This is a genomic window from Roseateles sp. GW821-FHT02E12 (assembly GCF_059421665.1).
In genome coordinates this window covers 893,751-912,786 of sequence record NZ_JBWKVK010000002.1, presented here as the reverse complement: position 1 = coordinate 912,786, position 19,036 = coordinate 893,751, and the positions used below count along the sequence as shown (strand labels likewise).

Below are 19,036 nucleotides of genomic sequence, written 5' to 3'. Positions count from 1 at the left end.
ACCGGCCCCTCGAGGCCGGTTTTGCACGGGGCGGTACGGGTTACTTCACACCCATCTCGTCGAGCAGGCGCGTCGTCTTGTCGACGATGCTCATCTGCCACAGCATGTAGCGCGCATCCAGCGAGATGCTGCGAACCATCTTGGGGTCGAAGCTCCAGTCGGCGATCACCGCGTCCAGCGTGCCGTCGAACAGCAGGCCGACCAGCTCGGCGTTCTTGTTAAGCACGGGCGAGCCGGAGTTGCCACCGGTGGTGTCCAGCGTGGACAGGAAGTTCACGGGCACCGAGTCCAGGCTCTTGACGTAGTACTTGCCGAAGTTGCGCGCCTTGATGGCGGCCAGCTGCTCGGCCGGCGCGTTGAACTCGCCGCCGGCTTCGTCCGGGCCCTTGTGCTTGGCGACGATGCCGCGCAGCGTCGTGAACGGCGTCCAGGTGCTGCCGTCGGTGCCGGGGTTGCGGCCCTCGACCTTGCCGTAGCTGATGCGCAGCGTGCTGTTGGCATCGGGGTAGACGGCTTCGCCACGGCTGGCGTGGTAGTCGATCATGGCCTGCTGCACGCCGGCGTAAGCCTTCTGCAGCTTGCCGCCCAGTTCCTTGTCGCGGGTCTCCAGGCGGCGGTCATCGTCGTACAGCGCCACGGCGGCCTTGATGAAGGCGTCGTCGCTGGCCTTGAAGGCGGCCGAGTCCTTGTCGAGCCAGCCCATGCGGAAGCCGCTGTCGGACAGCTTGCTGCCGGCGTAGACCTTGTCGAGCTGGGCGCGGATGCTGGCTTCGTCCTGGCCGGCCTTGAGGCCAAGCGCGTCCAACCACGCCGGGTTCAGCGTGTTGGCCGGCTGGGCCAGGTACTGGGCCAGGAAGTGGGCGACGACGCGCTTGTCGGTCTGCTCGTCGTAGCGGCGGTCCAGCTGCTGCTGGGTCGCGCGCAGGCGCGGCAGGTCGCGGTCCTGGTAGCCGGCCTTGCGCTCGGCATCGGGCTTGGCGCGTTCCTGCGCCACCAGGTAGAGCTGGCGCGCGGAGCTCAGCAGCGACGGGACGATGAAGTTGCCCAGGTACTCGGCGCGCAGGATGGCCTGGCGCTCGGCCAGCAGGCTTTCGGTGGCGGCAATGTCGGCACCGTAGCGGGCCTTGCGCTCGGGCGAGCCGTTGGCCCAGGCCTTGAGCTTGTCGAACTCGGCCTGCTTGCGGGCGAGGATGTCGCTGCCGTCGTAGCTCTGCTGCTGGCCCTGCAGGTTCTTGTAGTAGTTCTGCAGGCCCTGCATGCGGGCGGCCATCTTGATCTCGCCGTCACGGCGGCCCGCGGTCTCGGCCTTGATGAGGTCGATCGCCTCGCCCATGGCCTTGGCCTGGGCCGGCTGCTGCCAGCCGAAGGCGAAGTCGACTTCGCGCGGCAGGCGGTGGCGGTCGGTGCCGCCCGGGTAGCCGGCCACCATGACGAAGTCGCCCTGGCTCAGCGGGCTGCTGGGCATCTTCAGGTGGTGCTTGGGCGTGTAGGGCTTGTTGTCCTTGCTGAAATCGGCCGGCTTGCCGTCGGCGCCGACATAGGCACGGTAGAAGCTGTAGTCGCCGGTGTGGCGCGGCCAGACCCAGTTGTCGGCATCGCCGCCGAACAGGCCCACGCCGGTGGCCGGCGCGTGCACCAGGCGCACGTCGCGGATCTCGAGCTGCTTGATGAGCTGGTATTGCAGGCCGCCGAAGAAGGCGTGCACGGTGCAGCGGTGGCCCTTGTCGGCCTCGCAGGCGGCGACGAGGCCCTTCTGGGTCGTCTCGATGGCGTCGGTGCGGGCCTTGCCGGTCAGGGCCAGCGTCTTGGCGTTCAGCACGTCGGCGCTGACGTCCTTCATGTCCACGGTCACCCACATCCGGGTGCCGGGCGCGGCGGGCAGCTCGTCGGCCAGCGTGGCGGCGTAGAAGCCGTTCTTCAGCAGGTCGCGGTCGGGCTTGGAGTTGTACTGGATGCTGCCGTAGGCGCAGTGGTGGTTGGTGACCGCCAGGCCCTGGGGCGACACGAAGCTGGCCGTGCAGCCGGGAATGCCCACGACGGCGCCCATCGGGAAGTCGGTCAGCTCCTTGAGCTTGGCCGGGTCCAGCGCCAGGCCGCCGGCCTTGAGGCTCTTGGCGATCTGCGGCAGTTGCTTGGGCATCCACATGCCTTCGTCGGCATGGGCGGAAGTGACGGCGAGCGCAGCAGCGGCCAGCAGCGTGAGGGAGTGACGTGTCATGGAGCGGTTCGGCAAAAAGACGAAACCGCGAGGGTAACCCGGGGGCGTCAAATACCCGGGGTGAGGAAAGGCAGGCTTCGGCTGCGGGAAAGCCCCGTGATCAGGGGACGTTCAGTGCACCAGCCCGATCCACTCGCCTGCGGCCTGGTAGGCCTCGAACAGGTCCAGGGCCAGCTCACGCAGGCCCGCGTGCTCGCTGGCGTGGCCGTCGGCCAGGCGCTCGTAGGCGTACTGGCGGTCGTAGAGCATGCGGGTGGGGTTGATGACCAGGCCCGCGTCGTTCATCAGCTGGCCGAAGCGCAGCAGGTCGCCGCTGCTGACCGGGCCGCTGGTGGCGCCGGACACCGTCAGGCCCAGGGCGCGGATGTCGCCCAGGTGAACGCCCGGAGCAATCTTCAGCCCGCTGTCGCGCTGCCACGCATGGCCCGGGTCGCCCAGGCCGCGGGGCTCGTCGGCGGGAACGGGGATCAGGTGCAGGGGAATCAGCATGGCGGGCCTCGGACAGCGTGGGGCGTGATGGCTGCCATCGTGCCCGGGCCTCGGCTTTTCGAAGGCCGGATAAAGCCCGAAAAGGCCGGGCTATCCGCCGCTGATGCCGCTCAAGTCAGCAGAACTGCAGATCGAGGTCGCCGTGCGCGTAGAGCACGACACCGACGTCCGTCTCGGTGACGCGGTGGCCGGTGCCGGCCGGGGCGAGCTGGTAGTCGCCCTGCTGCAGCAGCACGTCGTCCAGGAAAAGCTCGCCCTGCACCATCAGGCATTCCTCGTCGTGGCCATGGCTGTGGTTGGGCACGCTGGCGCCGGGGTCGGCACGGTAGAGCAGCGCCGCCTGGCCGCCGCCGGTCCACAGCACGCGACGGCGGATGCCGGGCGCGAACTCAGGCCAGCCGGCCTCGACATCGCGCACCAGCGTGCGCTTGACGCCGTCGCCATCGGCTTCACGCACGAAGACATGGCCGCCGTCCTTGCTGCTCAGCACGGGTGCGGAACCCGCCGGCAGCAGCAGGAAGTCGCGCAGGGCCAAGGCTTCGGCATCGACCTCGATGCTGCCGCGAGTGACGAGGAATTCGCACGGCCCGCCGGGGGGCAGCGTGAGCTGGGCGCCGGCCGGCAGCTCGATGACGCTGGCGGCCCGGGGTTCGCCCGGGCGCAGAGCGCGGCCAGAAGACGCACGGTAAAGCCAGCGCCGCTGCGCGCCGCCGGCCAGTGTTTCGGCCTCGGCCTCGGCCTTGCGCCGGCGCACGGTGACCATGCCCTGCTCGGCCTTCATGGACTGGGCCAGGCGCTCACCCAGGCGCTCACCCAGTCGGCCGGGCAGGCCCGGCGTGGGGGTGGCCCAGGCTTGGGCGAAGGGTTCGCTGAGCAGCGGGCTCATGTCGTTGTCGTCGTTGGCGGTGGATGTCGGGGTGTTCGTCGTCGTCATGGCATGCCCCTCAAGCCGGCAGCGCGTGCGCGCCGTTGTCGCCCAGCGCTTCGCGCAGCGTGATCAGCGCGCGGCGGATCTGCGATTTGACCGTGCCCAGTGGCAGGCTGGTCTGGCTGGCGATCTCCTCGTGCGACAGGCCGTTGAAGAAGGCCAGCGCGACGAGCTGGCGGGGCTGCGGCTTGAGCAGCAGCAGCGCGCGGTGCAGCTCGGCATGGCCCTGGGCGACGGACAGCAGCTCGTCGCCCGACTCGGTGGCCGGTGCCGACAGCGAGGTGGTGAAGTTGTGCACCTCCTCGTCCAGCTCCTCGTGCTGGAAGCGCGCCTCGCGGCGGATGGCGTCGATGGCGCGCGAACGGGCCATGCCCAGCAGCCAGGTCAGTGGCCGGCCGCGCTCGGCGTCGAAGCGCGGTGCCTGGCGCCAGACCTGGAAGTACACCTCCTCGGCCACCTCCTCGGCCAGCTGGCTGCGCCGCACCAGGCGCAGCACCAGGCCGTAGACGCGCGACAACGTGGCCTCGTACAGGGCCAGCAGGGCTCGCTCGTCGTGGTCGACGATGCCGGCGATCCAGGTCTCCAGCAGCGTGTCGTCCAGCGGCGTGCAGCCCGCCTTGGCCGCCACCGCAGCGCAGGCGTCCAGGGCCTCGGCCTCGTCGGCGTGCAGCTCCACGTCGTCGAACAGCAGTGAATGCGCGGGCGGCTCGTCGCCGTTGGCTTCTTGGGAGTGCGGGAGGTTCATGGTGTTCCTCAAACCAGCAGTTGGTCCACGTGCGGCTCGGCGCCGCGCAGGAAGATGGTGGCGCCCGTCTCGGTGCTGATGCCGGCATGCAGGCTGCCGGCGCGGGCCAGGTGATAGCCCCCGGGGCCCACCTCCGTCTGGCTACCCACCTTGAGCACGCCTTCCAGCACCAGGCATTCCTCGTCCACCGGGTGGCGGTGGGCGTCGATGCGGGCGCCGGGCGCGAACTTGAGCAGATAGCTCAGAATGCCCTCGTTCTCATGCAACACCTTGATCTGCACGCCATCACCATAGGGTTGCCAGCCAAAGGCGCCGGCAGGAATGGTCAGGTGGCTGTCTTCGGTGTCGGCAACCCGCTCCAGCAGGCGCCGGCGGATCGCGCGGGCCTGGGCGGGGGTGGCGGAGGACGAGGTCATAAGCACAGTACGCAATGAACTTGTTTCCGGATGCAGCGTACTCCTTCGCAAGCGTTGAGCCTGCCAATACTGCTGTAACGAGCTGCGTTGTTAACAGGCTCTAGCATCTAGCCTGCGCGCCCGGTCGTATTCCTTTCACATGTCCCAGATCGCCTATTTCGACCTTGTCAGCCACTGGCGCCTGGATGCACCGGTATCGCACGTCTGGCGGGCCATCACGGAAACCGAGCACTGGCCCCGCTGGTGGCCGGGCGTGGTGGGCGTGGAGAAGCTGCGCAGCGGCGACGGTACGGGCGTGGGACTGTTGCAGCAAATCACCTTTCGCACCGGCCTGGGCTACCGATTGCACCTGCAATTGGAAGTAACCGAGGTGCTGCGCGAACAACGCCTGCGCGCCCGGGCTGCCGGGACGCTGGCCGGCGAAGGCATCTGGCTGATGAAGCAGGCGCTACCGGAAGCGGGCGGGCATACCGACGTGACCTTCGTCTGGCGCGTCACGCTGCCGCCGGGCATCCTGCGCTGGACGGCACCGCTGCTGGCGCCGTTGTTCAGGTGGAATCACAAAAGGGTGATGCGGGCGGGGCGAATGGGGTTGATCCAGTATCTGGCGTTGATGGGTGGGTGACAGGCCGATGATGAAAGAACCGATGCAATTGCCAAGTGCTGACCGCATGGAGGCATGGGTCGAGGACAACGGCGCCATCTGCGTAATCGCCATAGGGAGCCACGGCGACCCACTCGACCTGTCCGAGCAGGAAGTCGAAGCATTTATCGAACGATTGCAGCAGTGTTTGCGTGAAGCAAGAAGCTGAAGGTGCTCAAGCTTTGGGCAGCGTCACACCCACCTGCCCCTGGTACTTGCCACCGCGATCCTTGTAGCTGACCTCGCAGACCTCATCGCTCTCGAAGAACAGCACCTGGGCGCAGCCCTCGCCCGCGTAGATCTTGGCCGGCAGCGGCGTGGTGTTGCTGAACTCCAGCGTCACATAGCCTTCCCACTCGGGCTCGAAGGGCGTGACGTTGACGATGATGCCGCAGCGGGCATAGGTGCTCTTGCCCAGGCAGACGGTCAGCACGTTGCGCGGGATGCGGAAGTACTCCATCGTGCGCGCCAGCGCGAAGCTGTTGGGCGGGATGATGCAGACATCCTTGTTGATGTCGACGAAGCTGTTCTCGTCGAAGTTCTTCGGGTCCACCACCGTGCTGTGGATGTTGGTGAAGACCTTGAACTCGGGCGCGCAGCGGATGTCGTAGCCGTAGCTGCTGGTGCCGTAGCTGACGATCTTGCGGCCGTCCTGCTCGCGCACCTGGCCGGGCTCGAAGGGTTCGATCATGCCGTGCTGCTCGCACATGCGGCGGATCCATTTGTCGCTCTTGATGGTCATCTCTTTTCCTTGCTTAGCGTGGAGTCACGCCATCGAAATACATGCTTCCGTCGAGGTCCAGCACGAAGCCCTTGACCGCAGCGCGCTGTGGGATGGCCGGGCGTCCGTAGGCGATGGGCGTCCAGGGTAGTTGCTCCAGCACCAGTCGCTGCGCCTTGGCATAGAGGGCCTTGCGCTCGTCCTGTTTGAGGGCCTGGCGGGCGTCGGACAGCAGCTTGTCGTAGGCCGGATCGCACCAGCCGCCGGTGCCGCTGGCGGCTCCACAGGCCAGTTGGCCCAGGGTGCCGGCCGGCTCGGGATCGCCGTTCCAGCCGCTCAGGGCCGCATCATGCTCGCCGGCATCGACGCGACGCAGGTACTCGCCCCACTCGTAGGTGACGATGCGCGCCTTGACGCCCACCTTGGCCCAGTCGGCCTGGATCATCTGCGCCATCAGCTGGCCGTTGGGGTTGTAGACGCGCGTGACGGGCATGGCCCAGAGCGTGATCTCCAGCGGCAGCACGCCGGCCTTCTGCAGCAAGGCACGCGCCTTGGCGGGGTCGTGGGGCGCGGCCTTCAGCGTCGCGTCATGAGCCCAGTTGGCCGTCGGCACGATGGTGGTGGCCAGCGTGCCGGCATCGCCATACACGGTGCGCAGGATGGCAGCCCGGTCGATGGCCATGTCCAGGGCCTGGCGAACCTCCAGCTTCGCCAGGGCCGCACGCTTGGTGTTGTAGGCCAGCACGCCCACATTCATGCCGGGCGCGGTGGCGAACTTCATGCCCGGGTTCTTTGCCAGCTCGGCCTGCTCGGCGGGGCCGACGGGATATGCGATGTCGCATTCGTCGCGCTTGAGGCGCTGGGCGCGCACGGTGGCGTCGGGCGTGATGGCAAAGACAAGTTGATCGGCGCGCGGCTTCTCGTCCTTGCGCCACCAACCTGGGTGCTTCACATAGCGGATGACGGCGTCGGCACGAAAGCTCTTGAGCTGGAAGGGCCCGGTGCCGATGGGCAACTGCGCCAGCCGCTGGGGTGTACCGGCCTTCAGCAATTGGGCACCCAGCTCGGCAGATTCGATGGCCGCGAAGGCCAGCGTCAGCGCATGCACAAAGCTCGCGTCGCGCTCGGCCAGCGTGATGCGGACCTGGTAGTCGCCGAGCTTCTCGACCTTCTGGATCAGCTTCTCCCAGCCGAAAGACGCCACATAGGGCGACACGCCGGGCAGGGCCTTGGCGAAGGCGCTGTCGCGGCTGAGCAGGCGGCCGAAGGTGAACATCACGTCGTCAGCGTTGAACTCGCGCGTCGGCTTGAAGGCTTCGTTCGACTGCCAGGCCACACCACGGCGCAGCTCGAAGGTATAGGCCAGGCCGTCGGGGCTCAGGCTCCAGCTCGTCGCCAGGCCAGGGATGTACTGATCGGCGCCGCGCTTGACCTCGACGAGATTGCCGAAGATGGGCAGATGGGTGACATGGTCGATGCCGCTGTCGGTCATCGCCGGGTCGAAGGTCTTGGGGCTGCCTGCGGCGCAGAAGCGCAGCGTCGTGTCGGCGCCCGCCAGCAGGGGCAGCGTCAGCAGCAGTGCGGTAAGACACTTCACTTGGTGATCTCCGCGGCGGGAACGAAGGGCAGGATGCCCATGGACTGGTACAGGGCCGACGGCGACAAGGCCTTGTCGCCCTGCACGACGAGAGCGATACGGCGGATGGCGCGGATGTCGGCCACCGGATCGCCGTCCACCAGCACGAGGTCAGCCCGCTTGCCGCGCTCGATGCTGCCGATCTCGCTCAGGCGGTCGCTGTGCTTCGCGCCGTTCCAGGTGGCGATCTTGAGCGCCTGCGCGGCTGGGATGCCGGCTTGCACATACAACTCCATCTCGCGCTGCAGCGCGAAGCCCGGTGTCGCGTCGGTGCCCGCCACCAGCGGGATGCCGGCCGCATACATGCGGCGCAGCAGGTCGGTCATGACCTTCCAGCTCGCACCCCAGCGCCTGGCCTTGGTGTCGTCCATGTCGACCTCGGCCGACAGAAACCCCCGCTGCACGACGGCCGGCAGGTTGGCGGCCACCATGGCGTAACTCGGGTTGGGCTGGCCTTGGCGCTGCGTGTACTGCGCCTCGAAGGCGGTCATCGTCGCGTCGACGACGGTGCCCTTCTTCTTGAGCAGCGACAGGAAATCCTGGGTGCGCCGGTCGTTGAGCTTGAGATCGGCGGCCTTGTCGCCAGGCAGGTTGAAGCGCAGCAGCGTGCGCGTGTCGTCGCCCTTGCTGACGAGGAAGTTCAGCGTGACCTGGTTGATGTGGTGAAGCTCGTCATAGCCCGCCTCGACGGCCTGGCGCGCCGTCATGAAGGCCGGCACATGGCCGCCGGTGCGCAGCCCCAGCTCGCGGGCATGTGCCACCATGGGCTTGACCCACTCGGGCCGGATGGAGTTGTAGAGCTTGAGCTGGCGATAGCCGTGGGCGGCATACCAGTCGATGGCAGCCAGCGCATCGGGCAGGTTGTCGGGCACGAAGTCGGCCTGCGACGAGAACGGGCTCTTGCCTTCGATGAAGCCATTGGCCGCGACGCGAGGGCCCAGCACCTCGCCGCGCTCGATGCGGCCGCGCAGTTCGGCCAGGTCGGCGTTGCTGTTGCCCACGTCGCGCACGGCCGTCACGCCGGAGGCCAGGTTCAGCAGCAGCGCGCTGGCGTCCAGGTGGGCGTGCATGTCGATGAAGCCGGGCAGCAGCGTGCGACCCTTGCCACTGATGCGCTGGGCCGGCTCGGCGTTCTTCAGGCTGCCGGGCTTGGCTATTGCCGCGATGCGGCCATCGAGCAGGTAGACATCAGACGGCCCGCGCAGCACGGCCGCCTGCGAATCGAACCAGCGCACGCCTTCAATGACGGTCAACCCCGGCAGCGGCTTGGGCAGCGTCTTGGCCAGGCGCTCCAGCCGCGCGAGCTGCGCCGCCTTCTGCAAGTCGGACAGGCGATCCATCTCGGCCTCGAAGCCCTGCAGCAGCGTGCCGCCCCAGCCGGGGTCCACCTTGGCGAACAGCGTGTGGTTGTCCTCGCGCAGCCAGAGATAGCTCGGCTCCAGGTCCAGCCCATCGATGGCGTACAGGCCCACCTCGTAGCCGGCGCCGGCGGGCTTCAGCGTCTGCACACGCTCGATGCCGAGCTGGCCCACGGGTAGCGCAGCGGCGCGCTGGTTGGGCCGCTTCAGCAGCGTTTGCGCCAGGCGCCCTGCCCAGGCCGGGCTGGCCTGCACCGGCAGATAGACCAGTTCGCGCCCCGCACCGGCGCGCTCGCCGCGGTCCACGGGCGAGCGCCAACTCGCGCGGCCGTCCTTCAACTCGAAGCTCTCGTCGATGCGCGCGCCGTAGGTCGACACGCCCTCGGTGCGGTAGCCCAGCCAGGCGCCATCGGGCGCCAGCTCCAGCACCTCCTTCTGGTCGGGGCCGCGGCCGTTGTTGCGGTAGCTGTAGTCCACGTCCAGCCGCCCGGGGCCCTCGGTGACCAGGAGCCGCCCGCAGGCCACCTTGGCGCAGAGCACGGTGTAGGTTTGGGCATGGGCAGCGCCAACGAGCAGCAGTGCGAGCAGCGGGGGCAGGAGCTTCATGGGCGCGATCCCTGTGGCGTTAGGTGGCGCGGACTTTACTTAGCGAGGCCACACCCTTGTTCGCCAGCATGTCGGCGCGCTCGTTGCCGGGGTCGCCGGCATGGCCCTTGACCCAGCGCCATTCCACCGTGTGCAGCTTGCGCAACGCGTCCAGGCGCGCCCAAAGGTCGGCGTTCTTGACCGGCTTGCCGTCGGCCGTCTTCCAGCCGCGGCGCTGCCAGTTGACGATCCATTCGGTGATGCCTTTGCGAACGTATTCGCTGTCCAGGTAGACGACGACGTCGCAGCTGCGCTTGAGCGAGGCCAGGGCCTCGATGGGGGCGGTCAGCTCCATGCGGTTGTTGGTCGTCTCGCGCTCGCCGCCGAAAAGCTCCTTGTCGTGGCCGCCGCTGGACAGCCAGGCACCCCAGCCGCCGGGGCCAGGGTTGCCCTTGCAGGCGCCGTCGGTATAGATCGTGACCTGGGGCTTCTTGATGGCCAGCGCAGGCTTGGTGGGTTCAGTCATCGTTTCTTGTGGTTGTTGTTCAGTGCGACGGCGGGCGCTTTATTGGCCGCCACGCGCGAGTTCTTGGCCAGGCCGATCATGCGCATGCCGTGCACGCGCTTGACCGCCTGGATGAAATAGACGGCGCCCAGCACCGGCCACCAGCGCGAACCGACGCCGTCGACCCAACGCCAGCGCTGCAGCCAGGCCTCGGAGCGCAGCGGCGGCCGGTAGATGCCGAAGCGCGCCGCCTCGACGTCGAAGCTCAGCAGCTTGAGCCAGTCGCGCAGGCGCCAGTAGCCGATGAAGTCGCCGTCGCGCGGCAGATAGGGCTCGCCGCGGCGCTTGAGCCGCCCCAGGTTCTGGCGCAGGCCCCAGAGGCTGGCCGGGTTCAGGCCGAAGACGATGAGCCGGCCTTCCGGCCGCAGCACCCGCTCCACCTCGCGCAGCAGCGCGTGGGCGTCGCAGGCCAGCTCCAGCGCATGCGGCAGCAGCACGAGGTCGAGGCTGGCGCTCTCGAAGGGCAGTGCGTCGAAGTCGCACTGGAGGTGACAAACAGGGTCGCGGCCGGCCAGCCAGCGGTGGGGCATGCGGTTGGTCTGCAGGCCGTTCAGCTCGGGCAGGCCGAGCTGCAGCGCGTGGAAGCCGAACAGGTCGGCCACGGCGGCATCCACCTGGGTCTGTTCCCAGGCCAGAAGGTGGCGGCCGGGCGGGGTCTGCAGCCAGGCTGCCAAATCTATACTCGGCGCTTTATCTGTCATGGGTTGGCGCCACATTGACGCTCGGTTTGACGCTCACGCCTGTCCCCGCTTTCGACGACAACTACCTCTGGCTGCTTGACAACGGCCGCGAGGCCCTCGTCGTCGATCCCGGTGATGCCGCGCCGGTGCTGGCGGCCCTGGATGCCCGGGGCCTGACGCTCGCGGGCATTCTATTGACCCACCACCACGGTGATCACGTCGGCGGCGTCGACGCGCTGCGGGCACGCCTGCAAGGTCCCATCTACGCCCCCGCCCACGAGAAGATGCCCGAGCCGGTGCAGCGCGTGCAGGGTGGCGACACCGTCGAGCTGCTGGGCTTGCAGTTTGCCGTGATGGACGTGCCGGGGCACACAGCCGGTCACATCGCTTACTTCGCGGCCAAGGTGCCCGGCAGCGAGCCGCTGCTGTTCTGCGGCGACACCCTGTTCAGCGGCGGCTGCGGGCGGCTGTTTGAAGGCACACCGGCGCAGATGCACGCGTCACTGCAGTCGCTGGCCGCGCTGCCGACCGAAACGCGCTTCTGCTGCGCCCATGAATACACGTTGTCCAACTTGCGCTTCGCGCGCGAGGTGGACCCCGCCAACACGGCGCTGATCGACTACACCGGCTGGTGCGAGGCCGAGCGCACCGCTGGCCGGCCCACGCTGCCGGGCCGCATCGGCAACGAGATTCGCATCAACCCTTTCCTGCGCTGTACCGAGCCGGCCCTGCGCGAAGCCGCCCGCCGCCACGCCCCCCTCAAACTACCGGCCGCGCCCAGCCCGGTCGATGTGTTCGCCACGCTGCGCGAATGGAAGAACGGATTCCGATGACCCTGATCCACCGACTCGCTCCTCTGGTGTTGGCCGCGTTGCTCGCCGCCTGCGCCACCGCTCCGCCGACCGAGCCCGGTCTCGCCGCCCCACCCTCCCCCGCTCCTGCAGCCATCCAGGCCCAGCCCGCGCCTGCACCCGTCGTGGCCGCTGCGCCGCTGCACATGACGGCCGCCGACCTGCTGGAAGACAACCTGCGCCCCGGCGAGAAGATCGACCTCGACGGCCCGGATGTGAACGCAGACCTCTGGGCCCGCGTGCGCAAAGGCTTTCAGCTGCAGGACCTGGACGATGACTGGGTGCGCAAGGCCGAGGCCTGGTACAGCGCGCGGCCCGACTACGTCGAGCGCATGACCACGCGCGGCAGCCGCTATCTCTTCCACATCGTCGAGGAAGTCGAGAAGCGCGGCATGCCCACTGAGCTGGCCCTGCTGCCCTTCATCGAGAGCGCCTTCGTCACGCACGCCGTGTCCAGCGCCAAGGCCACTGGCATGTGGCAGTTCATGCCCGCCACCGGGCGCGATTTCGACCTCAAGCAGAACATCTTCCGTGATGACCGCCGCGACGTGCTGGCATCCACGCGCGCCGCGCTGGACTACCTCGGCCGCCTGCACAAGCAGTTCGGCGACTGGCACCTCGCGCTGGCCGCCTACAACTGGGGCCAGGGCAATGTGCAGAAGGCCATCGCCCGCAACCAGAAGCTGGGCCTGCCGACCGACTACGCCAGCCTGAAGATCCCCGACGAGACGCGCTACTACGTGCCCAAGCTGCAGGCCGTGAAGAACATCGTCTTCGCACCCGACCGTTATGCGCTAGCGCTGCCGGTGGTGTCCAACCACCCCTTCTTCCTGAGCGTGAAGATCGAGCGCGACGTCGATGTGGCGCTGGCCGCCCAGTTTGCCGGCATCTCGCTGGAGACCTTCCAGCAGTTCAACCCGCAGATGAACAAGCCGGTCATCCTGGCCGCGGCCACGCCCCAGGTGCTGCTGCCCTACGACCAGGCCAGCGCCTTCGCCGAGAACCTCGCCCGCCACACCGGCCCGATGGCCAGCTGGACGGCCTGGGTCGTGCCCAAGACCATGAGCCCGGCCGACGCAGCCAAGCGCGCCGGCATGCCCGAGAGCCTGCTGCGCGAGATCAACAAGATCCCGCCCAAGATGCTCGTCAAGGCGGGCTCCACGCTGCTGGTGCCGCGTGGCGAGCATGTGCACGACGACGTCTCCGAGCGCCTGGCGGACACGGCCAGCCTCAACCTCGCACCCGACGCGCCGCCGCTGCGCAAGGTGACGTTGAAGGCCGGCAAGGCCGACACCGTCGCCAGCGTTGCCGCACGCTACAAGGTCAAGGCCGAGCAGGTGGCGCAGTGGAACAAGGTGGCCAGTGCCACGCGCTTCAAGCCGGGGCAGGCCGTCGTCGTCTACACGGCATTCCAGCCCGTGGTGGCCAAGGCGTCGGCAGCCCCCGCGGCGGCCAAGTCGACCACCAAGGCCAAGGCCCCGACGCGCACGGCCGCCAAGCCGGCCGCGCCGCGCGCCATCGCCAAGGACCGCGGTGGCAAGGGCCGCGGCAACGTCGTCGCGTCGGCTGCGCCGTAAGAAACGTTCAGCGCACGAAGAACAGCGCCGCGCTGGCAGCAATGCCAGCCGTCCAGACCAGCGAACGCAGCGTCGCCTTGTCTGCCACGTAGAGGCCGATGAAGGCCAGCCGGGCGGCGATGAAGCCCACAGCCAGCGCGTCCACCGTAGCCTGCACGGCCTGGTGCTGGTGGGCAACGAAGAGGCCGGCCAGAAAGATCGGCAGTGCCTCCCAGCTGTTGGCCTGCGCGGCGTTCGCGCGCGCCTGCCAACCATCCAGCCTGGCCAGCCACTCGCGCGGCCGGTTGTTGTCGAAACCGCCATCGCGCCTGCGCTTGCCAGCGCCCTTGGACTTGGCGAGGCCCGCGCAGAGCGGGGGCAGCGCACAAGCCACCAGCAGGCAGAGTTGGGCAATGGTCATCGGGGCTTCCTTCAGCGTCTTTCAGCGTCGATCGGTCAGGGCGTGGGCGATGGTGCCCAGGTCCACGTATTCGAGCTCGCTGCCCACCGGCACGCCGCGCGCGAGTCGCGTCGACCGGATGCCCCGCGCGCGCAGCGCCTCGGCCAGCACATGGGCCGTGGCCTCGCCCTCGGCGGTGAAGCTGGTGGCGAGGATGACCTCTTCGACGCCCTCCTCCGCAGCCCGCGCCAGCAGCTCGGCCGCGCCGATCTCGCGCGTGCCCACGCCGTCCAGCGGCGAGAGGCGCCCGAGCAGCACAAAGTAGTAGCCGCGGTAGGAAGCGGTGCGCTCCAGCGCGGCCTGGTCGGCCGGTGTCTCGACGACGCAAAGCAGGTGTGCATCGCGTTCGGCGTCAGAGCAGACGCTGCAGATCGGCGTCTCGCTGAAGGTGTGGCAGCGCTCGCAGTGCTTGATGCGCTCGCCGGCAGCCGTCAGCGCGTCGGCCAGGCGCGGCATGGCCAGCCGGTCGTGCTGCAGCAGGTGATACGCCATGCGCTGGGCCGACTTCTGGCCCACGCCGGGCAGACGCTTGAGCGCCTCGATCAGCGCATCAAGCGAGTTCAAAACGGGAATTTCATGCCCGGGGGCATGGGCATGCCGGCGGTCAGCTTGCCCATCTTCTCGCCGCTGGTGGCCTCGGCGCGGCGCACCGCGTCGTTGAAGGCGGCGGCCACGAGGTCTTCCAGCATGTCCTTGTCATCGGCCAGGAGGCTGGGGTCGATGGTGACACGGCGGACCTCGTTCTTGCAGGTCATGACGACCTTGACGAGGCCGGCGCCGCTCTGGCCCTCGACCTCGATGTTGGCGAGCTCTTCCTGCGCCTTCTTCAGGTTGTCCTGCATCGCCTGGGCTTGCTTCATCAAGCCGGCGAGTTGGCCTTTCATCATGATCGTGTCCTTGTCAAAGAGAGGGAGTCAGCGGCTGCACGGAGCCCGGCAGGATGCGCGCCGACGGGAATTGGGAAAGCAGCGTCCGTGTCATCGGATGCTGGGCGGCCAGATCCTCGGCCGCGCGCTGCTGGGCCTCGGCACGAGCCACGGTGCGCAGCGCGATGGAATCCTCGGCCACGCCGACCTCGATGTCGAGCCTGGCATTCAGCGCCGCTTCGAGCTTGGAGACAAGCGCGGGCGCGCGCAGCGATTCGCGTTCGACGCGCAACGTCCAGACCTCGCGGCCGTCAGCGGTCGCAAAGCCGAGGGCCTGGGCCTGGCGGGCCAGTTCGCCCGTCATGCCCACGAGGTTGAGGGCCGCGATGCGCTCGGACCACTGCGCGCCTTCGGGCGTCTCGCGCAGTTCAGCGCGGCGCGGAGCATCAGGTTCGCGCGCGGCGGCAGTCACCGGCGCGGGTGCGTCATCCGCCTCCATCCACGGTGGCGGCGCGTCGTCGGGTGGCGGGCCGTCCAGGTCCATGTCGTCGGCCTGGGCTTCGACCTCGACCGGGCGCGGCCGCAGGCGGTCGCTGAGCTTGGGGGCTGACGGCTCGGCAACCACGGGCGCTGCGACCACGGGGGGCGGCGCAAAAACCTTGGGCGCGGCGACAGGTGCCGCAACGGGTGCAGCGACGATGGCAGCAACAGGCGCCGCGACCGGCGCGGGAAGTGCCACCTTGGGCAAAGGCACGGCCACGACCGCCTTGGCCACTGCCGTGGGCCTCACCAGGGCCGCGGCCTTGACCGGCTTCGTGCCGGTGCCCGCCGGCCGGAAAGCCAGCATGCGCAGCAGCACCATCAGCAGGCCCGCGTACTCGTCCGGCGCCAGATGCAGCTCGGCGCGGCCGTGCAGGGCCATGCTGTACATCAGCTGGATCTCGTCGGCCGGCAGTGCGGCGGCCAGGCGACGGATCTCGGCAGTCTCGTTGTCGGCATCGTCCAGCGCCGTGGGCGCGGCCTGGGCCAGTGCCATCTGCTGGAACAGCGTGGCCAGGTCTTCCAGCGTACCGGCGGCGGACAGGCCCGCACCGCGCAGCGCATCGGCCTGGGCCACGACGGCCTCGCCACTTGCGGCGGACAGCGCATCCACGATGGCCACCACGTGGCCGCGGTCCACGCTGCCCAGCATCTGGCGCACACCGGCCTCGGTCAGCGAGCCGGCGCCGAAGGCAATGGCCTGATCGGTCAGCGACAGGCCATCACGCATCGAGCCCCGCGCGGCACGCGACAGCAGCCGCAGCGCACCCGGCTCGGCCGGCACGCTTTCGGCACCCAGCACATTGCCCAGGTGCATCTGCACGTCGGCCGCCGCCATGGGCCGCAGGTTGAACTGCAGGCAGCGCGACAGCACGGTGACCGGCACCTTCTGCGGGTCAGTCGTCGCCAGCACGAACTTCAGGTAGTCGGGCGGCTCCTCCAGCGTCTTCAGCATCGCGTTGAAGGCGGTGTTCGAGAGCATGTGCACTTCGTCGATCATGTAGACCTTGAAGCGCCCGACGACCGGCTTGTAGACGGCCTGGTCCAGCAGCTGCGAGATTTCCTCGACACCGCGGTTGGACGCGGCGTCCAGCTCCACGTAGTCGACGAAGCGGCCGGAATCGATGTCCCGGCAGGCATGGCACACGCCGCAGGGCTGGGCCGTGATGCCACCCGTGCCGTCCGGCCCCACGCAGTTCAGGCTCTTGGCGAGGATGCGCGACACCGTCGTCTTGCCGACGCCGCGCGTGCCGGTAAACAGGTAGGCGTGGTGCAGGCGCCCCTGCGTCAGCGCATTGGCGAGGGCCTGCACGACATGCTCCTGCCCCACGAGCTGCTCGAAACTCTGCGGACGGTATTTGCGGGCCAGGACCTGATAACTCATGGGGGGATTTTAGGGAGGGTCTGGGCAAGTGCCGGGAAGCTCAGCCGACGGAGACCGACTCGATGATTTCGTGCTGGGCCAGACGGGTCGGCGCGGCGTCACCGCGCTGCACCAGCACCTCGTTGCCGTTGCTGTACGCGACGGCGCCGTCGGCGGCCAGATCAAAGCTCAGGACGTGGCGGGCCAGGACGTCCCAGTCACCCCGCCCCTGCCGCCGCACCAGCTCCCAGGAGGCTGGCACGAGCTTGCCGGCGTACTGCGGGTCATCGCGCACGCGCTGCAGGTCGATGAGGCGGCCCTGCAGCCAGATCTTGCCCAGGTCCTGGTCCAGTTCGGGCGTGCGCGGCCCGCCGGCAGAGCGCAGCGGCTCCTTGCCGTAGATCATCGAAAACACATTGAGAAAGCCGAACACCGCCTTCAGCAGGCGGACCGGAAAGAGCAGCGTGTCCATCAACGCACTGCCCGCCCGCTCGCCAGCCGGCTTCTCGATGGGCCGGCGAATGGCATATATCGCACCGCTCGCGTCGATGCGCGGCGCCAGGAAATCAAAGCGGGCGTCATCGGCCAGCACTTCCAGGTTGCCGCTGCGGTAGTCCAGTCGGCACAGGGTCGCATGGCCGACGGCTCTCACGAAGCCGTGATCGGGGTGGCGCGCCACGCCGCTGCTCTGGAACAGAAGCGCCGAAGCGGCACCGGGCACCACCGAGGGCGAAGCATCGATGCTGTCGCCACCGGTGACAGCGCCTTTCAGCGTGCCTTCCTCGTCGTAGACCTCAATCTGGGCCGTGCCGTCCTCGTGGCCCACACCGAGGATCAGGTGCTTCTGCCCAGGGTGGTAAGCCAGGCCCCGGATGTCGATCTTGGCCTTGTGGAACAGGCGCACCTCGCGCTGCTCTTGCACGTGCAGCCGGAACAGCCCGACGGACTCGCCCACGCGCTGCACGTAGTAAACCGTTTGAGTGTCCGGCCCGAAGCAGGCGTGCAGGAAGCGCGGTGGCGCGGTGATGCCGCCGTTCTGGCTGCCCCACAGCGAATGGCTGGGAATGACACCCGTCTGCTGCTCCCGCGGCGCATGCTTCCAGGACGAGCTGCGCCGGCTGCGCTCGTCACGCTCCATCACTTCACGCGCGAACTGCGACGTGATCTGTTGCGGCGCGGCGCCATCGGCGTGCAGCCAGAGTTCTCCCTTGGCAATGACCAGGCTGGGCATGTCGTTCTCTCCCTTGGACAGGCGCCGGATGGTAGCCACGGAAAGGTCCGCCGATAATTGCCGGATGACCTCCCCCGCAGCCCCCCTCACCTACGACCAGGCCGGCGTCAACTACGACCTGATCGACCCGCTGAAGATCACGGCCCAACGCGCCGCCGCCGCCACGGCGACCCACCTTGCCGGCCACGGCTTCACCGAGGTCAAGGCCTCGCGCGGCGAATCGGCCTATGTCGTCGACGTGGGCCCGTTCTACCTGGCGTCCATCGTCGAATGCCTGGGCACCAAGACCCTGGTGGCCGACGAGATGGCCAAGCTGACGGGCAAGAGCTTCTTCGCCGGCATCGCTCAGGACACCATCGCGATGGCCGTCAACGACCTGATCACCGTCGGCGCCACGCCGCTGGTCGTGCAGGCCTACTGGGCCGCTGGCGGCAGCGACTGGTTCGGCGACGCACAGCGCTCCCAAGCCCTCGTGGCCGGCTGGAAAGCGGCCTGCGACACCTGCCAGGTCGCCTGGGGCGGCGGCGAGACGCCCGCCCTGGCCGGCATCGTGGAAGACGGCCGCATCGACCTGGCCGCGTCCTGCACCGGCCTCATCAACCCCAAGGAACGCCTGTCGGTCGGCGACAAGCTGGGCGCTGGCGATGCCATCGTGCTGCTGGCCTCCAGCGGCATCCATGCCAACGGCCTGAGCCTGGCCCGCAAGCTGGCCGAGCGCCTGCCCCAGGGTTACCTCACCGAGATCGAGCCGGGCCTCACCTATGGCGAGGCGCTGCTGGCCCCCACGGCGCTGTACTCGCCCGTGACGGAAGCGCTGTGGAAGGCCGGCATCGCACCCCACTACTGCGCCAACATCACCGGCCATGGCTGGCGCAAGCTGCTGCGCCACCCCGCAGCCCTGACCTATCGCATCCACACCGTGCCGCCGAAGACAGCGGTGCTGGACTTCATTCAGAAGCAAGCTGGCCAGGACGACCGTGAGGCCTACTCCACGCTGAACATGGGCGCGGGCTTCGCCATCTTCGTGAAGGCCGAGGACGCCGAGCGCACCGCCCAGGTCGCACGCGACTGCGGCATTGAGGCCTGGGTGGCGGGCAACGTCGAGGCAGGCGAGAAGCAGTTGCTGATCGAGCCGTTGTCCATCCGCTTCAGCGAAGACGACCTGCACCTGCGCTGAACTGGCGC

The 19,036-nt window shown here is 68.6% G+C and carries 20 protein-coding genes; 5 read left to right on the top strand and 15 right to left on the bottom strand.

The genetic code is table 11. The features are described 5' to 3' along the window. Positions 1-40: 40 nt before the first annotated feature. From AC07V5_RS14955 to AC07V5_RS14935, 5 genes are all read right to left on the bottom strand, one after another. Positions 41-2,218 carry a S46 family peptidase gene (locus AC07V5_RS14955; protein WP_495116463.1) on the bottom strand — a complete coding sequence of 726 codons (2,178 nt, stop codon included), beginning with the start codon at positions 2,216-2,218 and terminating at the stop codon, positions 41-43. A gap of 111 nt (positions 2,219-2,329) precedes the next feature. Further along, the gene (locus tag AC07V5_RS14950) at positions 2,330-2,707 is read right to left on the bottom strand and encodes a hypothetical protein (protein ID WP_495116462.1); all 378 of its coding nucleotides are present in this window, start codon (positions 2,705-2,707) and stop codon (positions 2,330-2,332) included. A 115-nt stretch (positions 2,708-2,822) separates the two neighbouring features. After that, the gene (locus AC07V5_RS14945) at positions 2,823-3,641 is read right to left on the bottom strand and encodes a cupin domain-containing protein (protein ID WP_495116461.1); all 819 of its coding nucleotides are present in this window, start codon (positions 3,639-3,641) and stop codon (positions 2,823-2,825) included. A gap of 10 nt (positions 3,642-3,651) precedes the next feature. Continuing rightward, positions 3,652-4,380 carry a sigma-70 family RNA polymerase sigma factor gene (locus AC07V5_RS14940; protein WP_495116460.1) on the bottom strand — a complete coding sequence of 243 codons (729 nt, stop codon included), beginning with the start codon at positions 4,378-4,380 and terminating at the stop codon, positions 3,652-3,654. Positions 4,381-4,388: 8 nt separating this feature from the next. After that, entirely contained in the window at positions 4,389-4,796 is a 408-nt protein-coding gene (locus tag AC07V5_RS14935) for a cupin domain-containing protein (protein ID WP_495116459.1), read from the bottom strand. Positions 4,797-4,935: 139 nt separating this feature from the next. On the opposite strand from AC07V5_RS14935, the gene AC07V5_RS14930 reads away from it, so the two are divergent. Further along, positions 4,936-5,421: an SRPBCC family protein gene (locus AC07V5_RS14930; RefSeq protein WP_495116458.1), complete on the top strand. Its 486-nt coding sequence runs from the start codon at positions 4,936-4,938 to the stop codon at positions 5,419-5,421. A gap of 7 nt (positions 5,422-5,428) precedes the next feature. Next, positions 5,429-5,608 carry a hypothetical protein gene (locus tag AC07V5_RS14925; RefSeq protein WP_495116457.1) on the top strand — a complete coding sequence of 60 codons (180 nt, stop codon included), beginning with the start codon at positions 5,429-5,431 and terminating at the stop codon, positions 5,606-5,608. A 6-nt stretch (positions 5,609-5,614) separates the two neighbouring features. Here the strand turns inward: AC07V5_RS14925 and dcd are convergent, their stop codons facing one another. From dcd to AC07V5_RS14900, 5 genes are read right to left on the bottom strand one after another with little or no spacing between them, the layout of a single operon-like run. Next, positions 5,615-6,181: a dCTP deaminase gene (gene dcd, locus AC07V5_RS14920; RefSeq protein WP_495116456.1), complete on the bottom strand. Its 567-nt coding sequence runs from the start codon at positions 6,179-6,181 to the stop codon at positions 5,615-5,617. A gap of 13 nt (positions 6,182-6,194) precedes the next feature. After that, a complete protein-coding gene (locus tag AC07V5_RS14915) occupies positions 6,195-7,757 on the bottom strand; it encodes an ABC transporter substrate-binding protein (protein ID WP_495116455.1) in 1,563 nt (520 codons plus the stop codon). Further along, positions 7,754-9,760 (bottom strand): amidohydrolase family protein, encoded by a 2,007-nt coding sequence (locus tag AC07V5_RS14910; RefSeq protein ID WP_495116454.1) that lies wholly within the window; start codon positions 9,758-9,760, stop codon positions 7,754-7,756. Before AC07V5_RS14910 ends, AC07V5_RS14915 begins: the two co-directional genes overlap by 4 nt. A gap of 19 nt (positions 9,761-9,779) precedes the next feature. After that, the gene (rnhA, locus tag AC07V5_RS14905; RefSeq protein ID WP_495116453.1) at positions 9,780-10,265 is read right to left on the bottom strand and encodes a ribonuclease HI; all 486 of its coding nucleotides are present in this window, start codon (positions 10,263-10,265) and stop codon (positions 9,780-9,782) included. Next, a complete protein-coding gene (locus tag AC07V5_RS14900; RefSeq protein WP_495116452.1) occupies positions 10,262-10,978 on the bottom strand; it encodes a class I SAM-dependent methyltransferase in 717 nt (238 codons plus the stop codon). Before AC07V5_RS14900 ends, rnhA begins: the two co-directional genes overlap by 4 nt. 53 nt (positions 10,979-11,031) lie before the next feature. Here AC07V5_RS14900 and gloB point away from each other — a divergent pair, with 53 nt between their 5' ends. Together gloB and AC07V5_RS14890 are read left to right on the top strand one after the other, a co-directional pair. Continuing rightward, positions 11,032-11,817 (top strand): hydroxyacylglutathione hydrolase, encoded by a 786-nt coding sequence (gloB, locus tag AC07V5_RS14895; protein ID WP_495116451.1) that lies wholly within the window; start codon positions 11,032-11,034, stop codon positions 11,815-11,817. After that, a complete protein-coding gene (locus tag AC07V5_RS14890) occupies positions 11,814-13,412 on the top strand; it encodes a transglycosylase SLT domain-containing protein (RefSeq protein WP_495116450.1) in 1,599 nt (532 codons plus the stop codon). Before gloB ends, AC07V5_RS14890 begins: the two co-directional genes overlap by 4 nt. 7 nt (positions 13,413-13,419) lie before the next feature. Here AC07V5_RS14890 and AC07V5_RS14885 read toward each other — a convergent pair whose 3' ends face one another. From AC07V5_RS14885 to AC07V5_RS14865, 5 genes are read right to left on the bottom strand one after another with little or no spacing between them, the layout of a single operon-like run. Then, positions 13,420-13,812 carry an MAPEG family protein gene (locus AC07V5_RS14885; RefSeq protein WP_495116449.1) on the bottom strand — a complete coding sequence of 131 codons (393 nt, stop codon included), beginning with the start codon at positions 13,810-13,812 and terminating at the stop codon, positions 13,420-13,422. Positions 13,813-13,833: 21 nt separating this feature from the next. After that, on the bottom strand, positions 13,834-14,424 hold the full coding sequence (gene recR, locus AC07V5_RS14880; protein WP_495117069.1) for a recombination mediator RecR: 591 nt from the start codon (positions 14,422-14,424) through the stop codon (positions 13,834-13,836). After that, positions 14,412-14,738, bottom strand: a complete 327-nt coding sequence (locus AC07V5_RS14875; RefSeq protein WP_495116448.1) for a YbaB/EbfC family nucleoid-associated protein — start codon at positions 14,736-14,738, stop codon at positions 14,412-14,414. Before AC07V5_RS14875 ends, recR begins: the two co-directional genes overlap by 13 nt. A 13-nt stretch (positions 14,739-14,751) precedes the next feature. Further along, on the bottom strand, positions 14,752-16,641 hold the full coding sequence (dnaX, locus tag AC07V5_RS14870) for a DNA polymerase III subunit gamma/tau (protein ID WP_495116447.1): 1,890 nt from the start codon (positions 16,639-16,641) through the stop codon (positions 14,752-14,754). 40 nt (positions 16,642-16,681) lie between these two features. Continuing rightward, a complete protein-coding gene (locus AC07V5_RS14865) occupies positions 16,682-17,851 on the bottom strand; it encodes a hypothetical protein (RefSeq protein WP_495116446.1) in 1,170 nt (389 codons plus the stop codon). 64 nt (positions 17,852-17,915) lie between these two features. Here AC07V5_RS14865 and AC07V5_RS14860 point away from each other — a divergent pair, with 64 nt between their 5' ends. Continuing rightward, complete coding sequence (locus tag AC07V5_RS14860; protein WP_495116445.1) at positions 17,916-19,028, top strand: AIR synthase-related protein; 1,113 nt, start codon at positions 17,916-17,918, stop codon at positions 19,026-19,028. Positions 19,029-19,036 lie beyond the last annotated feature (8 nt).

What these genes read in the sequence shown, in the direction of transcription:
- AC07V5_RS14860 (WP_495116445.1), top strand. Translation starts at nt 17,916, where the DNA reads ATGACCTCCCCCGCAGCCCCCCTCACCTACGACCAGGCCGGCGTCAAC.
- dnaX (WP_495116447.1), bottom strand. Translation starts at nt 16,641, where the DNA reads ATGAGTTATCAGGTCCTGGCCCGCAAATACCGTCCGCAGAGTTTCGAG.
- AC07V5_RS14955 (WP_495116463.1), bottom strand. Translation starts at nt 2,218, where the DNA reads ATGACACGTCACTCCCTCACGCTGCTGGCCGCTGCTGCGCTCGCCGTC.
- AC07V5_RS14910 (WP_495116454.1), bottom strand. Translation starts at nt 9,760, where the DNA reads ATGAAGCTCCTGCCCCCGCTGCTCGCACTGCTGCTCGTTGGCGCTGCC.
- dcd (WP_495116456.1), bottom strand. Translation starts at nt 6,181, where the DNA reads ATGACCATCAAGAGCGACAAATGGATCCGCCGCATGTGCGAGCAGCAC.
- AC07V5_RS14945 (WP_495116461.1), bottom strand. Translation starts at nt 3,641, where the DNA reads ATGACGACGACGAACACCCCGACATCCACCGCCAACGACGACAACGAC.
- AC07V5_RS14935 (WP_495116459.1), bottom strand. Translation starts at nt 4,796, where the DNA reads ATGACCTCGTCCTCCGCCACCCCCGCCCAGGCCCGCGCGATCCGCCGG.
- AC07V5_RS14930 (WP_495116458.1), top strand. Translation starts at nt 4,936, where the DNA reads ATGTCCCAGATCGCCTATTTCGACCTTGTCAGCCACTGGCGCCTGGAT.
- rnhA (WP_495116453.1), bottom strand. Translation starts at nt 10,265, where the DNA reads ATGACTGAACCCACCAAGCCTGCGCTGGCCATCAAGAAGCCCCAGGTC.
- AC07V5_RS14950 (WP_495116462.1), bottom strand. Translation starts at nt 2,707, where the DNA reads ATGCTGATTCCCCTGCACCTGATCCCCGTTCCCGCCGACGAGCCCCGC.
- AC07V5_RS14940 (WP_495116460.1), bottom strand. Translation starts at nt 4,380, where the DNA reads ATGAACCTCCCGCACTCCCAAGAAGCCAACGGCGACGAGCCGCCCGCG.
- AC07V5_RS14875 (WP_495116448.1), bottom strand. Translation starts at nt 14,738, where the DNA reads ATGATGAAAGGCCAACTCGCCGGCTTGATGAAGCAAGCCCAGGCGATG.
- AC07V5_RS14890 (WP_495116450.1), top strand. Translation starts at nt 11,814, where the DNA reads ATGACCCTGATCCACCGACTCGCTCCTCTGGTGTTGGCCGCGTTGCTC.
- AC07V5_RS14925 (WP_495116457.1), top strand. Translation starts at nt 5,429, where the DNA reads ATGATGAAAGAACCGATGCAATTGCCAAGTGCTGACCGCATGGAGGCA.
- AC07V5_RS14885 (WP_495116449.1), bottom strand. Translation starts at nt 13,812, where the DNA reads ATGACCATTGCCCAACTCTGCCTGCTGGTGGCTTGTGCGCTGCCCCCG.
- AC07V5_RS14865 (WP_495116446.1), bottom strand. Translation starts at nt 17,851, where the DNA reads ATGCCCAGCCTGGTCATTGCCAAGGGAGAACTCTGGCTGCACGCCGAT.